This is a genomic window from Candidatus Caccoplasma merdavium (assembly GCA_018715595.1).
GTDB classification, from domain to species: Bacteria; Bacteroidota; Bacteroidia; order Bacteroidales; family UBA11471; genus Caccoplasma; species Caccoplasma merdavium.
Window position 1 is genome coordinate 118,323 of record DVLI01000010.1, and the last position, 18,074, is coordinate 136,396.

The 18,074-nt window shown below is 55.1% G+C and carries 11 protein-coding genes and 1 tRNA gene; 7 read left to right on the forward strand and 5 right to left on the reverse strand.

Annotation, left to right across the window (positions count from 1 at the left end; all coding sequences use genetic code 11):
• Positions 1-96 precede the first annotated feature (96 nt).
• From IAD09_03300 to IAD09_03325, 6 genes are all read left to right on the forward strand, one after another.
• The gene (locus IAD09_03300) at positions 97-1,647 is read left to right on the forward strand and encodes a glycine--tRNA ligase (GenBank protein ID HIT81255.1); all 1,551 of its coding nucleotides are present in this window, start codon (positions 97-99) and stop codon (positions 1,645-1,647) included.
• 17 nt (positions 1,648-1,664) lie between these two features.
• A complete protein-coding gene (locus IAD09_03305) occupies positions 1,665-2,255 on the forward strand; it encodes a LemA family protein (GenBank protein ID HIT81256.1) in 591 nt (196 codons plus the stop codon).
• A 21-nt stretch (positions 2,256-2,276) separates the two neighbouring features.
• On the forward strand, positions 2,277-2,810 hold the full coding sequence (locus tag IAD09_03310; GenBank protein ID HIT81257.1) for an FKBP-type peptidyl-prolyl cis-trans isomerase: 534 nt from the start codon (positions 2,277-2,279) through the stop codon (positions 2,808-2,810).
• Between the two features lie 15 nt (positions 2,811-2,825).
• Positions 2,826-3,833: a GSCFA domain-containing protein gene (locus tag IAD09_03315; GenBank protein ID HIT81258.1), complete on the forward strand. Its 1,008-nt coding sequence runs from the start codon at positions 2,826-2,828 to the stop codon at positions 3,831-3,833.
• Complete coding sequence (locus IAD09_03320; protein ID HIT81259.1) at positions 3,823-6,291, forward strand: bifunctional UDP-N-acetylmuramoyl-tripeptide:D-alanyl-D-alanine ligase/alanine racemase; 2,469 nt, start codon at positions 3,823-3,825, stop codon at positions 6,289-6,291. The genes IAD09_03315 and IAD09_03320 overlap by 11 nt, the downstream gene beginning before the upstream one ends.
• Positions 6,292-6,377: 86 nt before the next feature.
• Positions 6,378-6,459 (forward strand) — tRNA-Leu (locus IAD09_03325).
• Positions 6,460-6,555: 96 nt separating this feature from the next.
• Here IAD09_03325 and IAD09_03330 read toward each other — a convergent pair.
• The 5 genes from IAD09_03330 to IAD09_03350 form a co-directional block, all read right to left on the reverse strand.
• On the reverse strand, positions 6,556-9,078 hold the full coding sequence (locus tag IAD09_03330) for a M6 family metalloprotease domain-containing protein (protein ID HIT81260.1): 2,523 nt from the start codon (positions 9,076-9,078) through the stop codon (positions 6,556-6,558).
• Between the two features lie 223 nt (positions 9,079-9,301).
• Positions 9,302-10,219: a T9SS type A sorting domain-containing protein gene (locus IAD09_03335; GenBank protein ID HIT81261.1), complete on the reverse strand. Its 918-nt coding sequence runs from the start codon at positions 10,217-10,219 to the stop codon at positions 9,302-9,304.
• Positions 10,220-10,256: 37 nt separating this feature from the next.
• Complete coding sequence (locus IAD09_03340) at positions 10,257-12,035, reverse strand: RagB/SusD family nutrient uptake outer membrane protein (GenBank protein ID HIT81262.1); 1,779 nt, start codon at positions 12,033-12,035, stop codon at positions 10,257-10,259.
• A 17-nt stretch (positions 12,036-12,052) separates the two neighbouring features.
• Positions 12,053-15,127 (reverse strand): TonB-dependent receptor, encoded by a 3,075-nt coding sequence (locus IAD09_03345; GenBank protein HIT81263.1) that lies wholly within the window; start codon positions 15,125-15,127, stop codon positions 12,053-12,055.
• A gap of 14 nt (positions 15,128-15,141) precedes the next feature.
• Positions 15,142-17,757 (reverse strand): zinc-dependent metalloprotease, encoded by a 2,616-nt coding sequence (locus IAD09_03350; protein HIT81264.1) that lies wholly within the window; start codon positions 17,755-17,757, stop codon positions 15,142-15,144.
• A gap of 123 nt (positions 17,758-17,880) precedes the next feature.
• Here IAD09_03350 and IAD09_03355 point away from each other — a divergent pair.
• Positions 17,881-18,074 (forward strand): hypothetical protein (locus tag IAD09_03355; protein HIT81265.1); only part of this gene is annotated, 194 nt, incomplete at its 3' end.

Consider the following 18,074-nt stretch of genomic DNA (forward strand, 5'->3'; position numbering starts at 1 on the left):
CTGCAAAAATACAAATTAAATCGGAAAAAATCATTTACTTTGCACATTATTAGTGGGGCGAGAAGCCCTGATTCGATTCAAAATACAAAAAGAATTATGGCACAACAAGAAGATGTTTTTAAAAAACTGATTTCGCATTGTAAAGAATATGGATTTGTTTTCCCGTCGAGCGAAATATATGACGGCCTGAGTGCCGTGTATGATTACGGACAGATGGGCGTGGAGCTGAAAAATAATATCAAGAAATATTGGTGGGACAGCATGGTGCTGTTGCACGAAAACATCGTGGGCATCGACTCGGCTATTTTCATGCACCCGACCATCTGGAAGGCTTCGGGACACGTCGATGCCTTCAACGACCCCTTGATCGACAACAAGGACTCCAAGAAACGCTATCGTGCCGATGTGCTTATCGAGGACTTGATCGCCAAGATGGACGAGAAAATAGAGAAAGAGGTGGAGAAAGCCGCCAAACGTTTCGGCGACAGCTTCGATGAAGCCCTCTTCCGTCAAACCAACCCCCGCGTGCAGGAGCACATCGCCAAACGCGAGGAGTTGCACGCCCGCTATGCCAAGGCCATGAACGACAACGACCTGAACGAGTTGCGGCAAATCATTCTCGATTATGAAATCGTGTGCCCGCTGAGCGGTACCCGCAACTGGACCGACGTGCGCCAGTTCAACCTCATGTTCTCGACAGAGATGGGCTCCACGGCCGACGGTACGATGAAAATCTACCTCCGTCCCGAGACGGCACAGGGCATCTTTGTCAACTACCTCAACGTGCAGAAGACCGGACGCATGCGCATACCTTTCGGTATCGCCCAGATAGGAAAAGCCTTCCGCAACGAAATCGTGGCACGCCAGTTCATCTTCCGCATGCGTGAGTTTGAACAGATGGAGATGCAGTTCTTCGTGCGTCCCGGTGAAGAACTCAAATGGTTTGCCAAGTGGAAAGAGACCCGTCTCAAATGGCACAAGGCCCTCGGTCTCGGTGATGAGAAATACCGCTACCACGACCACGATAAATTGGCTCACTACGCCAATGCCGCTACCGACATCGAGTTTGAGATGCCGTTCGGATTCAAGGAGGTGGAAGGCATTCACTCGCGTACCAACTTCGACTTGTCGAACCACGAAAAATACTCCGGCAAGAAATTGCAATATTTCGACCCCGAACTCAACGAGTCGTATGTCCCTTATGTCATCGAGACCTCTATCGGCGTCGACCGCATGTTCCTGAGCGTGATGGCCGGCTCGTATTGCGAAGAGCAGCTGCCCGACGGCGAGACCCGCGTGGTATTGCGTCTGCCGGCAGCCTTGGCTCCTGTCAAACTGGCCATCTTGCCGCTGGTGAAGAAAGACGGTCTGCCCGAGAAAGCCCGCGAGATTATGGATATGTTGCGTTTCGACTTCAAATGCCAGTACGACGAGAAAGACTCCATCGGCAAACGCTACCGCCGTCAGGACGCCATCGGAACGCCTTTCTGCGTAACGGTCGACCACGACACGCTCACCGACAACTGCGTGACGATACGTTTCCGCGACACCATGGAGCAGAAGCGCGTGCCCATCAGTGAGTTGGCACAGATCATCGGCGACCAGGTGTCGATGAAGTCCCTGTTGCGTAAAATTGTAAACGATTGATTTTAAAAGAAAAACGTATGAAAAAAGGATATATCGTGGCAGGCGTTATCCTGCTCATTGTGATTATCGTTGTTGTCATGGGTGTCGGCACCTACAACAGCATGGTGGCCGGAGAAGAGACCATCAGTGGCGAGTGGGCCAAGGTCGAAGCCCAGTATCAAAGACGCAGTGACCTGATTCCCAACCTGGTGTCGACGGTGAAAGGCTACGCCGCCCATGAGCAGTCGACACTCGATGCTGTGGTGTCGGCCCGTGCCAAAGCCACGCAAGTGACCCTCTCGGCCGATAATCTCACGCCCGAAAACCTTGAAGCATTCCAGGCTGCCCAAGGCGAACTGTCGAGTGCATTGTCGCGCTTGCTGGCTGTCGCCGAGAATTATCCCGACTTGAAAGCCAACCAAAACTTCCTTGAATTGCAGGCTCAGCTCGAAGGCACCGAAAACCGCATTGCCGTGGCCCGCACCCGCTACACCGAGGCGGTGAAGAGCTACAACGTGATGATACGCCGTTTCCCGGCCTCGATTATCGCGTCGATGTTCGGCTTTGAGAAGAAAGCCCAGTTTGAGGCCGCCCAAGGCGCCGAAGTTGCCCCTGTCGTTAATTTTTAAAGAACTCTACGGTATTCACTCATGGAAAAGACAAGAACCCTTTTTCTCTCTCTGCTCTCGTGTTGCCTCTTGACCTTGATTTCCTGCAAAGACGATGTCGAAGACACGGTCACCCAGTATCTCGAATGGAACAACGAAAATGTGGCCTATTTCGAGGCGGCCAAGCTCGAAACCGACGAGGAGGGGAACCGGGTGTATCAAGTCATAGCGCCCAACTGGGATCCGTCGAGTTGTGTCCTGATGCACTACTACAAGCGGGGCACGGGAACCGTTTCGCCCTATTCCACGAGTTTTGTCAAGGTATGCTACAAGGGGTGGCTCATCGATGGTACCGTGTTTGATGAGTCGCATGTGAGCCCCGATGACCCCATGACCGCCAAAATATCTTCGTTGATTCCCGGTTGGACCGTCGTCATGGAGCATATGCATGAAGGCGATTCCTGCCGTGTCGTGATACCCCAGAACCTCGGATACGGGGCAAAGTCGCAAGGCTCCATAAAACCTTATTCGACATTGATTTTCGACATCAAGCTGATGGAGATTGTCCGTCAGTAAAAAAGTCCCGGGCCTATGGAATGGAATACCCCGGTGGCGATACTCCCTCAACCAGGAGCCGTGACGCATCATCATCGCATGATGTTGTTCGGCTCCTGTTTTGCCGAATATATGGGCGAGCGACTGCATGAGTATCATTTCCCGGTCGATGTCAATCCTTTCGGCATACAGTACAATCCATTCTCCATCGCTTCGTCGATAGAACGCCTTATCGGGGGCAAGCCCTATGGCGCCGACGAACTTTTTCGCGAAGGTAACCTGTGGCACAGCTTTGCCCACCATTCGGTATTCTCGCACACCGATAGGGACCTTTGCCTGCAACAGATCAATCGCCGTTTTCTCCCCGCAGCCGACCTTCTCCGGACGGCCGACCGCCTCATATTCACCTGGGGCACCTCCTGGGTCTATACCCTGGCGGGAACCGATGCCGTGGTGGCCAACTGCCATAAACTGCCGGCCTCCCGTTTTGAACGCCGGCAACTGGGGGTCGGCGAGATGTGCGACCGTTGGTTTCCCTTGCTCGAAACGCTTTTTGCCCTTAATCCCCGTGTCGAGATATTGTGCACCGTGAGTCCCGTGCGTCACTTCAAGGACGGCGCCCACGGGAACCAGTTGAGCAAGGCCGCCCTTATGCTTTTTACCGACGAACTTTGCCGGAAATTTCCTTCGCGTTGCACCTATTTCCCCGCCTACGAAATCGTGCTCGACGAGTTACGCGATTACCGTTTTTACGATACCGATATGGTGCACCCGTCGGCACAAGCCATTGATTATGTGTGGGAAAGGTTTTCCGATGCCTATTTCGACGAATCAACGCGCACCCTCAATCGGGAATGGGCTCGCTTGTTGGCCGCATTGCGGCATCGGCCGTTGACTCCCGATAGGGAAACCTATCGGCAATTTGTCGTGCAAAATATTCTTAAACTCGAAAATTTCCGCGAAAAATATGCTTTCTTTGAAGTCTCCGAAGAGCTGTCTGCCGCGCGGCAACTGCTCGCAACATTAGAGACCGATGAAATATGATATAACCGAAATCGCTAAAATCGTTCGAGCCGATTTTACCCTTCGAAAAGCCTGCACCGTTTCGGCGCTGCTCACCGACAGCCGCTCGCTCACTTTCCCCGAAGAGACCCTCTTCTTTGCCTTGGTTACCGACCGCAACGACGGTCATCGTTACATTGGCGACCTTTACCGCAAGGGCGTCAGGAATTTTGTCATCAGCCATCGTCCCGACGACGAAGAGTCGATGCCCGAGGCCAACTTCCTGCTCGTCTCCGATACGTTGCAAGCCTTGCAGACCTTGGCTGCCGCCCATCGGCGGCGTTTCAGGATTCCTGTCATAGGCATTGCAGGCAGTAACGGCAAGACGGTGGTGAAAGAGTGGCTCTACCAGCTGCTGTGCGACGACTATGCCATGGTGCGTTCGCCACGGAGCTACAACTCGCAGATAGGAGTGCCGCTCTCGGTGTGGGAAATCAACGAGCAGGCCCAACTGGCTATCATCGAGGTGGGTATCTCGAAGTGCGGCGAGATGGAAAAGCTCGAACCCATCGTGCAGCCTACGGTGGGGATTCTCACCAACGTGGGAGAAGCGCATCAGGAAGGGTTCTCTTCGTTGCAGGAAAAATGCGAGGAGAAACTGTCGCTCTTTCGCCGTGCCGAAGCCATCATCTACGATGGCGACAATCCCGTGGTGACGGAGTCGTTCAACAAGATGTGCCTCGGCACGCGTGAAATTGCCTGGTCTCATGTCGACATCGACTCCCCGCTTTATATCTCCAAAATCGAGAAAAAGGAACTCTCCACGCGCATCGAGTATATTTACCTGAGAGCCAAGAGCGACTTCACCATACCTTTTGTCGAAGATGGTGCCATACAAGATGCCGTACACTGCCTGGCGGTCATGCTCTATCTCGGTACCGACCCCGAGGTGATTGCCCGTCGCATGAGCCGTCTCGAACCCATAGCCATGCGCATGGAGGTGAAAGAGGGCATCAACAACTGCCTGCTCATCAACGACAGCTACAACTCCGACATCAATTCGTTGGGCATCGCTCTCGACTTCCAATCGCGTCGTTCGGCGGCACAGTCGATGCGGCGCACCCTCATACTCTCTGACATTCTGCAATCGGGCGTTCCGTCCGATGAGCTTTACGGCCGGGTCGCTTCGCTGCTCCGCCACAAGGGCGTGCAACGCCTTGTGGGCATTGGATACGAAATCATGGCACATGCCGCGCTCTTCGATGTCGAGAAAGAGTTTTATGCCACGACCGACGAGTTTTTGCAGTCGGGACGTGCCGACCGTTTCTCCCGCGAGTTGATATTGATAAAGGGCGCCCGGCAGTTCCATTTCGAGTCGATATGCGAAGCTCTTGAATTGAAGCAGCACGAGACCATACTCGAAGTCAACCTCGATGCGATTGTCCACAATTATAACTTCTATAAGGAAAAACTCCGACCTTCGACCCGCATGATTTGCATGGTGAAGGCGTTCGGTTACGGCGCCGGCTCGTATGAACTGGCCAAGACCTTGCAGGACCAGGGGTGCGACTACCTGGCCGTGGCCGTGGCCGATGAGGGTGCCGAGTTGCGCAAGCAGGGCATCACGATGCCCATTATGGTGATGAATCCCGAAATGTCGAGTTTCCACACCCTGTTCCGCTATGACCTCGAACCCGAAGTGTATAGTTTCAAGCTCTTCGATGCCCTGCTCATCGAGGCGCGCCGTCAGGGAATCCTGCATTACCCGGTGCACATCAAAATCGACTCGGGCATGCACCGTCTCGGCTTCGAGGAGAAAGACCTGCCGGCATTGGCCGGGCGGCTCCGTTCGCAGGACAACCTGCTGGCCCGGTCGGTGTTCTCCCATTTCGCCGGGAGCGATGAGGCTTGTTTCGATGATTACACCCGCCACCAAATCGAGCTCTTCACCCGTTGTGCCGATGCCGTGCAGGCTGCCTCGACGCACAAGGTGATGCGCCATATCCTCAACACGGCGGGTATCACGCGGTTTACCGATTTCCAGTTCGACGCCGTTCGTCTCGGCATCGGTCTTTATGGCGTTTCGCCCTATGGCGACAATCGGGGATTGAAGACGGTGAGCACCCTGAAAACGACCATCTTGCAGATTCGCGATTTGGCCGCGGGCGAGACCGTCGGATACAGCCGGCGTGGCGTGCTTGCCCGTCCCTCCCGCATCGCGGCCATTCCCATCGGTTATGCCGACGGTTTCGACCGCCATCTCGGCAACGGGCACGGGTGTGTCGTCGTCAACGGGAAGCGGGCGCCTATCGTGGGCAATATCTGCATGGACGTGACACTGATAGATGTCACCGATGTTGCCTGCAAGGAGGGTGACCGTGTCGAAATCTTCGGCGAACAACTTCCGGTGGAGGAGTTGGCCGGCTGGCTGGGTACAATTCCCTATGAGATACTTACTTCGGTCTCTTCGCGGGTGAAACGGGTCTACTTCCGCGAGTAAGGCGCATGATGCCTGCCTTCCAACGAATTTTCGGCTTTTTATTGCCTATTTCATAAACTTCGCGTACCTTTGTGAAGTCTGTTCCTGCGGATGTGGTGTAATTGGTAGCCACGCCAGACTTAGGATCTGGTGACGAAAGTCGTGTAGGTTCGAGTCCTATCATCCGCACACAAAGCGAAGCCGCCGCAAATTTTTTGCGGCGGCTTCGCTTTTTTGTGCTCCTTTGCGGGCGGTGTTTCGGCCGCCCGCAAAGGGGAAACGGGGTTATTTTATGAATTTTACGACCGTGGTGTCATCGCCCCATGAGATGCGGGCAATGTAGAATCCGTCGGGATAACCGTCGAGCGCAAGATGTCCCGATGCCGCATCGAGAGCCGTGTGGCGCCCGTCGACACCGACAAGGATTACACGGCTGCCGGCCGGTACGACAAGACATTTGCCTTGCGGGTCATAATAGGCTTTGGCTTCGGTCACCGTCTCGCGCAGTGCACTGCTGCCCACGGTGACGGCCTCAGAGAGGGACGTTTCGCCGTAGACCGTAGAGGCCGATACCTGGTAACGGTTTTCCCCCGCAGGGGCTTCGGTGTCGGTATAAGAGCATTCGGTGACGGTGGCTATTTTCTCGCCGTTGCGATAGATGTTATAGCCCGTGATGGTTGACGATTGGGCCGATGGATATACCGTTATGCCGTCGACAATCCACCAATAGGAAAGCCCTTGGTCGTTGTCGTCGTAACCGCGGAAGGCGATGCGCATCGCGTCGGAGAGGTAGGGCGTGAGGTCGAGCGAGATTTCTTCGTAGACGTTTATGGCCGTACTTTGCGTTTTCAGGTCATAGAGAATCTCCCACGATTCCCCATTGTCGGAACTTACCAGCACATGGTAGAAGTTGTGGGCGTTGTTCTTTTGCGGGGCTATCGACTTGGAGTGGAAGGTGAGCCGTGCTCCTTGGGCGAAAGTGGGCGAGATGAGCCACTCGTCCTGGTGCATGTAGTCCCAGTCCGATTCGAGTTTCATGGCATACGAGCCGTCGGCGACTTCGGTGTTTTTGTCGGCTGTGGCATGTATCCATTGTTTGGGATTCTGTGAGTCGTGGCGTATCGTCCAGTTGGCCACCGAAGCGGCATTTTCAAAGTCTTCGCTCAGAACGGTCTCGCCCGATACCGGAGCCGACCATGCGAGCGTGACGTTCCCGCCGGTCATTGTCGCGGTCAGTCCCGAAGGAGCCAGTATCTCTCCCGAAGCCTGTGCTACGGTGAGTGTGGCCGAGACGCCGGCTTCGTCGATGGCGTTCAGCGTGATGTCGGCATAACGGGCGGCTGTCGTTTCGTTTTTCGACCGGGTGGTGATGACCAGCGTGGTCTTGCCCGTATGGCCTTGCAGCGGCGATATGTCGAGCCAGTCGGGTAGCGTGGCGATTTGCCATGAGGTATCGGCCTCTACGGTGATGGCGGTGCTGCTGCCGCTGTTCCCGGCCACGACGACGGTGTCGCTGGGCAGGTAGATGCGTGAGGCGACGGGCAGCAGGTCGAACGAGAGGGTCTCGCCGCAGGTCGATACGTTGCCGATGGCAAAACGGGCCGTTTCGCCGTTGGTGTAGAAGGGCTTCTCCTCGGCATCGCCGCCGAACGCCGTGCGGCCGCTCTCGGCGCTGAACGCGGCTTTGTCGATGTTGCCGTCGCTGGTCGTCGTGCCGCCGGGACGGAAGAGGTAGAGCTCGTCATATTTGGAGCTGCCGTCGTAGGCGTTGTTGCCCGTGTAGCGGGGGTCAACGCGGTAGACGAGCAATCCCGACTCGGGCAGTCCGGCGTCGAAGCCCTCTTTCTTGCGGTATTCCACGACGAAGTACTGGTCCGACCCCGTGGGGCATATCTTGTAGGCGATGTTTTCGCGGCTGGCCGTGTTGAGCGGGTTCAGCGTGTAGGTGCCGGGTTGCGATATTTCAGGTATCTCATCGAGCCATTTGCAGTATTTATATTTGGTATAGGCACTCATGTTTTGCGGTACGGAGAGGTTGTCCGACATGAGGTCCCACACCCCGATGGGGTTGAGGTCGGTGCGTGCGCTGCCGTGGTAGAGGTCATAGGTGCCGAGCGTGTGCGACATCTCGTGGCACAGCACTCCGGTGTTGATTTCGAGCGGAGTTACCATCGAGCCGTAACCGTTGGCTTCGTCGAAGAGCATGATATACTCGCTCACCTTCTTTCCCTGTATCGAGCCTTCCTGGGTGTAGAGCTGCGACCGGTGTGGCCACAGCAGGTGGCTGCTGCCGATGGCCGAGCGGTCGCTCACGATGATGCAGAGGTTGTCGACCACGCCGTTGCCGTCGGCATCGATAAGGGCGTCGGCGGGAATGATGGTGTCGAGGTAGTCGGAGAGTTCCTTGACGAGTTTCTGCTCTCTCAGTAATTTGTTGGCCCCGAGTGCGTCGTCGACATATCCGTCGGGGTTGATGCTCGACTGTTTCTCATAGTAGCCGCGGGAATTCTGTGCCTGGTAGGAGACGATGTGCCCCTCGGCATCGGCTGCCGGGTAGAAGAGGCTGCGCCAGTAGAGCTGGTTGTAGGAGGCCTCCTTGAAGTAGTTGTAGACCGAGTTGGCTCCTGCTGTCGAGTCGTTGAAGAGGGCTTCGTAGTGCGAGAGCGGTTTCTCGAAGAGGGTGTCGCCTTCGTTGGCGAAACGCAGGAACACGACCAGGTTGCTCAGGTCGCCTTTATTTTTCTCTGCGGCCTGTATGACGGGTGCCAGCGCGAGAAGGGTAAGGGTGAGAAGAATCCATCTTTTCATAGTAGTCAGTGTTTGAATGTCTTGCAAATATATAAAAACTAAATGTCGCAGCAAGAGGTGCTGCCGAAGTTTTCATGGTTGTGTGAGGGGATTTTTTCTCTCGGAGTGGCGGCGGTTGCCGATTGGCGCCACAGCCTCCTGTGGAGAACGTCAGGTGCAGAGAAGGCTGTGAGCGGAGACCCGCTCACAGCCTTCCTGTTCTTGTCATGAGTATGCGAATCGGTTAGGGAATCAGCACTTTCTGAGTTGCTACGGCTTGGGCGTCGCGGGCCTGAACGATGTAGAGCCCGGTACCCAGCGCACCGAGGTCGAGTGCTTCGGCACGGGTCGAGAGCACCACCTTACCGGCGGCATTGTAGACATTTACATCGGCCTCACGCGAGAGGGAGATGAAACGGCCTGTCTGGGCGATGTTGATACCTTCGGCATCGCTGGCCGTGCCGCTAATGCCGGCACCTTCGCCGTAAACCTGCACTTTTATGCCATGCACATACATTTCGGCTTTGCTCTGGTTTCCGTTGAGGATTTGTGCGGTTACAGGCTGTTGCTGGTTGAGTTTGAATCCGCTGCCATTTTCAATGTCCTGTACTTCCCAGGTACATTTTCCGGCCCCGTGATATGGGAGGAAAATGAATGATTTTATATTGGCGCAGTCGATGGTTCCCAACTCTCCAAAACCACCCTTCAAGGCCGGACGGATAGACGTTTCGGCCGAGAGAAATACTTCGAGGTGATAGCACGAGGGCAGGTGGAGGAGAATGCTTCCGCCGTTGAACGAGGTGTAGGGTGATGCCGGAGCCAGTACGATGGCGCCTTGTTTGGCATCGGCTCCTAATGTAGCCCCGGTGGAGTCAACTCCCGGCAGATAACCGTCAGTGCCGGCTCCGTAAACGGTGGGTGAGGCGGTGCTGTTGACCGGCTCGAAAATATCGGGCTCTACTTCAACGGCAGCGCCTGGTATCATTTTGATGAGCTTGTCGCTGTTGGCCTCGCCCACATATTTGTCGATTTTGGCCTGGGTGTCGAACCACAACCAGCCGTTGGCATCGCAGTCGGCCGGGGTGAAGAGGTTGCCTTGTGCGTAGGCGGATGAGGTGAGTCCGCCTGCAAAAAGCAGTGCAAGTGTAACGATTTTTTTCATAGACAATCTTTTTTTATAGGGTTAATAATCAATTCTTTTACATTTCGAGCCATTGCGGATTTTGCGGAATGCCGTGGCGGCGTATCTCGTCCCAGGGTATGGGCCAGTAGTACTGCATTTCGCGGAAGTAGCGCACCGTGTTGTCGGTGCCGTTGACCGTTTTCTCGCGGTAGACCGTGGGGCTGCCGTCCTGGTATTTGTATATGTTCACGCCGCGGAGGGGGTTGGTGCTTCCGCTCATCTTCTCCTCGGCGATGCCCCAGCGCAGGAGGTCCCAATAGGTCGACTTCTCGAAGGCCAGTTCCACGCGGCGCTCGTTTACGATGTCGTCCCAGGTTATCGAGGTATATTCGGGCATGTGCACGCGGCGGCGTATCTCGTTGAGCTTGTCCATGGCATCGCCGACACGTCCCTGTTTGAAGTCAATCTCGGCATAGTCGAGCAACACCTCGGCATAACGCCAGATGATGCAGTTCTGGCTGCTGGCGTAGGTGTCGTCGTTGTCGATTTGTTGGGATTCGCGCACGAACTTTTTCATGTAATAGCCCGTGCGGGTGTAGGTGGCCTGCTCCGACGAGCCGTAGGCCGTGAGGTCGGCACCGCGGGTATAGCTGCCTCCGGGGCGGTCGTAGACGTAATGTATTTCGAGCGTCTTCCCCTTGAACGAGCAGCCGTCGTAGAGTACGTTGGCGTAGAAACGGTAGTCGCGGTTGAGGTAAGGGTTGTTCTCGTCGTAGTCGGTAGCCGTCTCGATGGGCTGTCCGCTCACGGTGCGGTATTCATCGACGTGGTTCTGGGTGGGTACATAGGCTGCAAATGTGCCGTAGCACGAGGGGGGAGCGGTCTCGCGGTCGAGCTTGTGGCCAAACTCGGTATCGAAGTTTCCGTCGTCGCTGTGTTGTACCTCCCATATCGACTCCCGGCTGTTCTTGGTCAGGAATATGTTGTGATAGGCTTCGGCGATACCCTCCTGTGTGGTCTCGGCAATTTGTATCAGCTCATACTGGTTGAGAGCCATGAGTGAGTCGTAGGCATTGGCCGCCAGGGTGTACATGCGGTCGGTGCGGTCGTCGGGGAAGCCGAGATACGACTCGGTGCGGTTCTGGAACTTCACGCCGGCAGCCCAGAAGTAGGTCTTGGCTTTGAGCATGAATGCGGCTCCTTTGGAAGCACGCCCTGCTTCGATCTCCGGTATGTAGGCATCAAGCAGCGCTGCTGCCTTGTCGGCTTCGGAGGCAATGAAATTGACCGTCTCTTCATAGGTGGCACGGGTGAGTTGCCGGGTATCGGTGAGCGGGTCGTAGGGCTCGGTGAGGATAATGGGCGCTCCGTACATGCGCAGCAGCAGGTAATAGTAGTAGGCCCTGAAAAAGTGAGCCTCACCCAGTACCCGTTGTTTGTGGTCGCCATCCGGAATCTGGTCGGCGTTCTGAAACAGTACGTTGATAGACCGTAATTGGGTATAATAGGAACTCCACTTGGTGCGGCCACGGGTGGTAAGCTCCTGTTGGCTGCTGCGAAGAATGTCGCCGTAGTCGGCGTTGTACCATTCCGAGCGGCTTACGGTCAGCTGGTCGCCATACCAAGGTTCGTATTCCCGTCCGATGCCTTTCATGATGGTAGTAACATAGGTGGAGAAGCCGTCGTCCATGTTGCGGTACCAGGGTAAGACATATTCGTCGAGAAGAAGTTCATCACCCCAGATGGCGTTTTCCGACAGTTTGTCGTAGGGTACCTCTTCGAACAGGTCGTTGCAACTTGTCGATACATTCAACAAGAGTAGCGAAAAGAAAGTTATATATAATAATTTTTTCATTGTCTTGAAGCTAAGAATTAGAAGCCGAAATTAAGGGTGATACCGTAGGAACGCTGTATGGGATACCCGCGGAGAGATTCGGGGTCGATACCGTCTTCGAGCGAAGAGATGGTGAAGAGGTTACTTCCTTGCAGGGCAATGCTTACCGAGTTGATTTTCTTCTTTTGGAGCAGCTTGGCCGGCAGGGCATAACCGATGGTGAGCGAACGCAGACGTATGTAGTTGCAGTTGCGAATCCAGAAGTCCGACTCTTTGCGGTTGTTATCGTTTTTCGAGGCGAACTTGATGCGCGGATAGGTGGCATCGGGGTTGTCTTCGGTCCAGGTATCGGTGAGGTGGTAGCGCTGGAATCGTTGCAAGCTGCTGCTTTCGAGCGTATAAAGTTCGGTTATCTGCTGCTGGTAACCGGCAACTCCCTGTAACATGGCATTCATGAAGAAACCTTTGTAGCTGCATCCGAGGCTCAGACTCATCGAGAAGTCGGGGTAGGCCGAGCTCTTGACATATACCCGGTCGTTGGCGGTGATGACATTGTCGCCGTCGACATCTTTATATTTGATATCGCCGGGGGCCAGCGTGGTGTTGCCCATGCCGTCCTGGTCGACAGGGTAGTTGGCTATCTCTTCCCAGGACTGGAACAGCCCGTCCGACTGGTAGAGCAGCCACAACTGGCTGCTGCGCCCTTTGCGGCGCTGGTGTTCGACAACCGACGATTCGTCGCCGTAGTCGAGTACCACGTCGAAAGTCTTCGATACCGTGACACCGACGTCGTACTTGAATTGCCCGATACTGTTTTTGTGCGTGAGGGTGAGATCCCAGCCCCAGGCCTTCACCTTGCCGAAGTTGATGTAGGGCACGTTGCCCCCCGTCCCGGCCGATGGCGGATAGAGGTAGGTGGGCGCGTAGGTGAGCATGTCGGTCTTGAATCGCCAGTAGTATTCATACGTCAAGGCGAAGCGGTTTTTCCAGAATCCGGCATCGACGGCGATGTTGTAGTCTTGGCTCTTTTCCCATTTCAGGTCGGGATTGGGGAAACTGTTGGGGTCGGTGATGATACCCGGTTTGAAGTTCCCGCCGATTTGGTAACCCGAATTGGTGGTGTAGACGTAGTTCATCAGGTAGCCGAAGTCGGTGAGTACGGCATCACGACCCAAAAGACCGGTCGAGGCGCGGAATTTGAGGTTGGAGATGACCGGCTGGTCCCACGAACGGAAGAATGACTCGTTGGAGAGGATCCATGCTCCCGACACTGTAGGGAAGAATCCCCAGCGGTTCTCGGGGGGCAGCTTGGTCGAACCGTCGACGCGGAAACTGGTCTCGATGAAATAGCGGTTGTCGAATCCGTAGGTGAAGCGTCCGATGAGCGAGGCACGTTGGTAGAAATACTCGTTGCCGACCAGTTTGCTGTCGGTGGCCGTGCCGATGACTTCGGGATATTTCCCGGCCATGTCGTTGTTGGTTCCCGTCATGTAGCGGTTGCGGTAATCCTGGTAGTTGGCGACGAGCATGGCGCTGAAATCGTGGCGCTCGCGGAAAGTATTGGTGTAGTTGATGCCGCCTTCGAAGAGCTTGTTGTCGACAAACTGGTCACGCTGCGAGAGGCTTATCTTGGCCGTGGGGTAGGTCGTGAGCGGGTCTTCCGATATTTCGCCTGTTTCACTGTCGTAGAGGTAGAGTGTCTCGGGGCTGCTGAATGTCGTGTTTATCGAGTTGTTGTTGTCGACCGTCGCTTTGAGGTAGAGCGACAATCCCTTCACGGCCTGGAATTCGTAGTTGAGGGTGGCCGAGAGGGTATTGAAGTTGGTCTTGTTGCGGATATATCCGCCCAGCCCGTCGACGGCCAGCAACGGGTTGCTGCCGCTGATGCTGGCCAGTTCGCCCGAGGTGTAGCGCAATACCTGCAAGGGGGAGTAGCCGTATGCGGCGTCGATGGTCGTGTAGCTGGTGTTTTTGTTGTTGGAGCGATTCCCGGTGATGTCGAGCGAGAGGGTGAGCCCCTTGACGATGTAGGCGTCGAGCTTGGCCGAGTAGTTGAAACGGTCGCGCCCCACACCCGAGTAGAGACCTTTGATATTGGTGTACCCGCCCGAGATGTAATATCTCACAAACTTGTTTCCGCCCGATACCGAGAGGCTGTGCAAGGTCGAGTATCCAAACTTGTCGAGGTAGTCGAGCAGGTTTTCGTCGCCATATAGGTTGGGGTTGCTTTTGATGGCTTCGAGGTCGTATTTCTCATACACGTCGTCGCCGCGGGCGTCGACGGCGCGGTTATAGAGGGTGGCAAACTCTTCGGCATTGAGGAAATCGGGCAGGCAGGTGGCTTGTTGCAGGTTGAACTGTCCCCGATAGTTGACTCTTACTTTCTGGCTGTCTTCGCCTCGCTTGGTCTTGACGAGAATGACGCCGTTGGCGGCACGGGCTCCGTAGACGGCTGCCGCGGCGGCGTCTTTCAGCATGGAGATGCTTTCGATGTCGTCGGGGTTGAGGTCGGAGAGGCGCATCTCTCCGTCGGAGGTGTTTTCACCGAAACGGGGTACTCCGTCGATGACCAGCAGGGGGGTGCCGTTGATGCCGCGAATGCGAATGTCCGATTCTTTTCCCGAGCTGGGGTCACCGGTCGAGTTCTGCACCGAGACGCCGGCCACGAGACCCACCAGGGCTTCGTTGACGTTCATCACGGGCATGCGTTTTAGGTCTTCGCCTCTGACGACCTCGACCGAGCTGGTGAGTGACGATTTCTTCTGTGTACCGTATCCGATGACTACCACGTCGTCGAGTTGCTGGGCATCTTCTTCGAGGGCGATTTTGAGGGTCGTGGTCGTCGGAGAGACCGTGGTCTCGTAGTTACGGTACCCGAGAAAAGAGGCGATGAGGGTCGCTTCGGTCGCGGGGGTTGTCAGCGAGAACTGTCCGTTGCCGTCGCTGATGGTGGCCGTTGTCGAGTCTTTGATTTTTACGGTGGCTCCGGCAATGGGGTTCCCCGATGAGTCGACAATATATCCGGTTATTTTTTGCGTCCCGTTCTCTTGCCCCATGAGTGCCGTCGTGGAGAAGAGAGCGAGAAGAAGCAACAAAGCAATATGTTTCATCATAGTATGTGGAATAATCAGTTGAACAACTCTTTGATTTTCAGAATCTGATAGTCATAGAAGTCGCGCGTTGTCGTGTCGCTGGTGCGGTTGCGCTGCTGCTGATAGAGCGCTTCGATTTTTTTGAGGTACGCGGTCATGATGGGAGCGATGCGCGTGTCGGGTATGCCGGGCTGTCCCATGTTGATGCGGAGGAACGAAATTTCTTCGTCCCGGTTGGCCGGGCAGGCTGCGTGGCTGCACGGGACGTCGGGACTACACCCCAAGGCCATGACGTCGAGATAGTCGGCGAAGGCTCGGGCCGAGGCCGATTTTTGGGCCGACTTGGGTGTGAGCCCGCTGTATTTAGTGATGACGGCCAAGGCCGATGATTGTATGGCACGCTCGGTGCCATCGAGTTTCTTGCCTTGGTATGAAGCCTTGAACAATTCGGCAATGGCGTCGTTGAGATAGGTTTCGAGCGTGTAATTTTTCTTGGCGTTTACGAGACCGCCTTCTTCGATGCGATAGAGGGCGGTGCTGTTGAGCAGGCAACCCACGATGCTGCTGCGCAGTTTTTCGTTGCAGTTGAGGTTGCGGTCGAGTTTCATCATCAGCGAGGTGGGGGTGAGCCAGTCGTTATAGGTGCGGGCCTGGCGCATGAGCCATTGCATGGCTTTTTTCTGGGTGGCGCGGTCGAGGTGGGTGCGGGCGGCATTCCCGTTGCCTTGACGGGCGTCTTTGAATTCCACGCCTCCGATGTAGGTCATCACATGGCCTATGTGGCGGGTATATTGTTTTACCAGCTGGTCGTAGGTCTCATCGAGGTCGTTGTAGGGTTCGCCCGGTTCGGCGGCCCATTTTTCGAGATTGGCCATGATGATTTTCAGGTTGGCGATGGCGTAGTCACCGGCGCGCAGATGGTCGTTGCTCAGGTCTTCGGTTTGGTCGGTCGGGTCGATGATGGCCATGAACTGTTGAGCACCGAATTCATACATGGGGTTGCCCGCTTTCTCTTCGATCCAGCGGTTGAGGGTCGCTTTTTCGTCGTCAGGGGTGGTGGCGCCCGGAATGAGGCGGTATCCCCAGGCGATGGCGTGTATGTCATAGACCCCCAGAATGGGAGGCGTCAGTCTCACGCCCCGGTCGTAGTCGCCCGGTTGGGCGATGTAGTTGTTGCGGGCATAGTCCATGATGCTGGGCGTCGTGCCGTATTTTTGGGTGAAGGAGGGGCTTCGCAGCGAATCGACGGGGTAGGCATAGCTGGCACCCATGTTGTGCATCAGTCCCAGGGTGTGGCCTATCTCGTGAGAGGCGACATAGCGCATCGATTCGCGCATCACTTCGTCGTCGAAGACCGGTTTGCGCACCCGGGGGTCGGTGGCGGCAGTCTGGCAGAATCGCCAGTTGTGCAGCAGCGACACGATGTTGTGGTACCAAATGACGTCGGCCGTGAGAATCTCGCCGCTACGCGGGTCGACGAAACTCGGCCCCATGGCGTTGGCGATGGTCGTGGCGGCATATTTCACGCAACTGTAACGCATGTCGTCGGGGTCGAAATCGGGATCGTCCTTGGGATAGTCTCGGGCTTGTATGGCGTTTTTGAAGCCGGCGGCTTCAAATGCGGTGTTCCAGTCTTCGATGCCTTGTTTCACGATATCTCTCCACTTGTCGGGGAAAGCGCTGTCGACATAGAAGATGATGGGCTTTTGCGGCTCGACGAGTTCGCCGGCGAAGTAGCGTTCACGGTCTTCGGGTTTCGGTTCGAGGCGCCAGCGGTGAATGAAGGTATATTCGTCGACCTTGTCTTTCTCTGTCGTATAATGCGAACGGTCGCTGTAAAAGTACCCTACGCGGTTGTCTTGCAGGCGCATGGGCATGGGCTCATCGGGCAGGACGATGAACGAACGGTGCACCTGCACGGTGTAGGGCTCGTCCATCGGGGAGGTGTTGAAGGTGAGCGAGCTTTTTATCTCGATGTTCCGGGGGAAGGTTTTCACTTCCGAAATCGATGAGGCATTCGAGACGAAAGAGCCTTTCAGGGCATTGCCGCCGCCCATCAGTTTTTCGAGGGGGTTGGTGGGTTTCAGCGGTGAGATGCACTTCTCGTTCCCGCCGAAGAACGAGGTGACGTCGATGACGACATTCTCCTTGTTGCGGGCCTCGATTTTGAAGGCTTTCAGCACGGGGTTCAGGAAGTTCTTGTCAAAAGCCGCCGCGATCGATTCGTTTTCATCGACGCTGTTTTGTGTCTGCACCTTGTGCAGATATACGTTGATGCTGTCGCAACTGAGTTGCAGCAAGATGGGCTGGGTGGCCATTTGCCCGGCCACGAAATCTTGCGTGTTGCTGGTGGCGGCAATACGGTTCGACAACATATAGGTATGAGAGAATGCCGAGTCGGGAATCTCCCAATAGAGTTTTTTCCCGGGGGTGAAATGGGTAGTCAGCAGTCCTTCTTTGGTGACAGCCCCCTTTATGAGTTTGTGATATTCGACACTGTCCTTGTTTTCCTTGGGTTTGGGAATGACTAAGGTCGTATCGTTCTTCTTTTTCAGAAGTTTTTTCCGTTTGGCCGACGCATCGGTCGATATTCCCGACAGTAAGCCAATAATAAGTACAAAACAGACAAGGTTTACGTTAAAGAATTTCATACCTGCTGGGGATAAAAGTGTTAATGTAATGTTTCTCGTATAAAAAAATGAAGAAATTTTTTTTGCAGAAACAATTTTATATCTTTGCAAATATATGCAATAATACAAAAAAACTCTATTGCTATGAGAAAAATTACCTTTTTTTTAATGTTTGTATTGTTTGCTTCCGTTTTGAAAGCAAATGATGAAGTGATGCTGACGATGACGGCAGAGCCGGGCAAGACGCTCGACTTCTCGATTTATTTTGCCGAACCGTCGCAGACGTTGAATGTGGACTGGGGCGACGGCCAGTTGAAGCCGTATGAGAATATCGCCTC

Excerpts from the sequence above, each read along its gene's own strand:
- IAD09_03340 (HIT81262.1), bottom strand. The coding sequence starts at position 12,035 with ATGAAAAAATTATTATATATAACTTTCTTTTCGCTACTCTTGTTGAAT.
- IAD09_03310 (HIT81257.1), top strand. The coding sequence starts at position 2,277 with ATGGAAAAGACAAGAACCCTTTTTCTCTCTCTGCTCTCGTGTTGCCTC.
- IAD09_03345 (HIT81263.1), bottom strand. The coding sequence starts at position 15,127 with ATGATGAAACATATTGCTTTGTTGCTTCTTCTCGCTCTCTTCTCCACG.
- IAD09_03335 (HIT81261.1), bottom strand. The coding sequence starts at position 10,219 with ATGAAAAAAATCGTTACACTTGCACTGCTTTTTGCAGGCGGACTCACC.
- IAD09_03330 (HIT81260.1), bottom strand. The coding sequence starts at position 9,078 with ATGAAAAGATGGATTCTTCTCACCCTTACCCTTCTCGCGCTGGCACCC.
- IAD09_03350 (HIT81264.1), bottom strand. The coding sequence starts at position 17,757 with ATGAAATTCTTTAACGTAAACCTTGTCTGTTTTGTACTTATTATTGGC.
- IAD09_03315 (HIT81258.1), top strand. The coding sequence starts at position 2,826 with ATGGAATGGAATACCCCGGTGGCGATACTCCCTCAACCAGGAGCCGTG.
- IAD09_03300 (HIT81255.1), top strand. The coding sequence starts at position 97 with ATGGCACAACAAGAAGATGTTTTTAAAAAACTGATTTCGCATTGTAAA.
- IAD09_03305 (HIT81256.1), top strand. The coding sequence starts at position 1,665 with ATGAAAAAAGGATATATCGTGGCAGGCGTTATCCTGCTCATTGTGATT.
- IAD09_03320 (HIT81259.1), top strand. The coding sequence starts at position 3,823 with ATGAAATATGATATAACCGAAATCGCTAAAATCGTTCGAGCCGATTTT.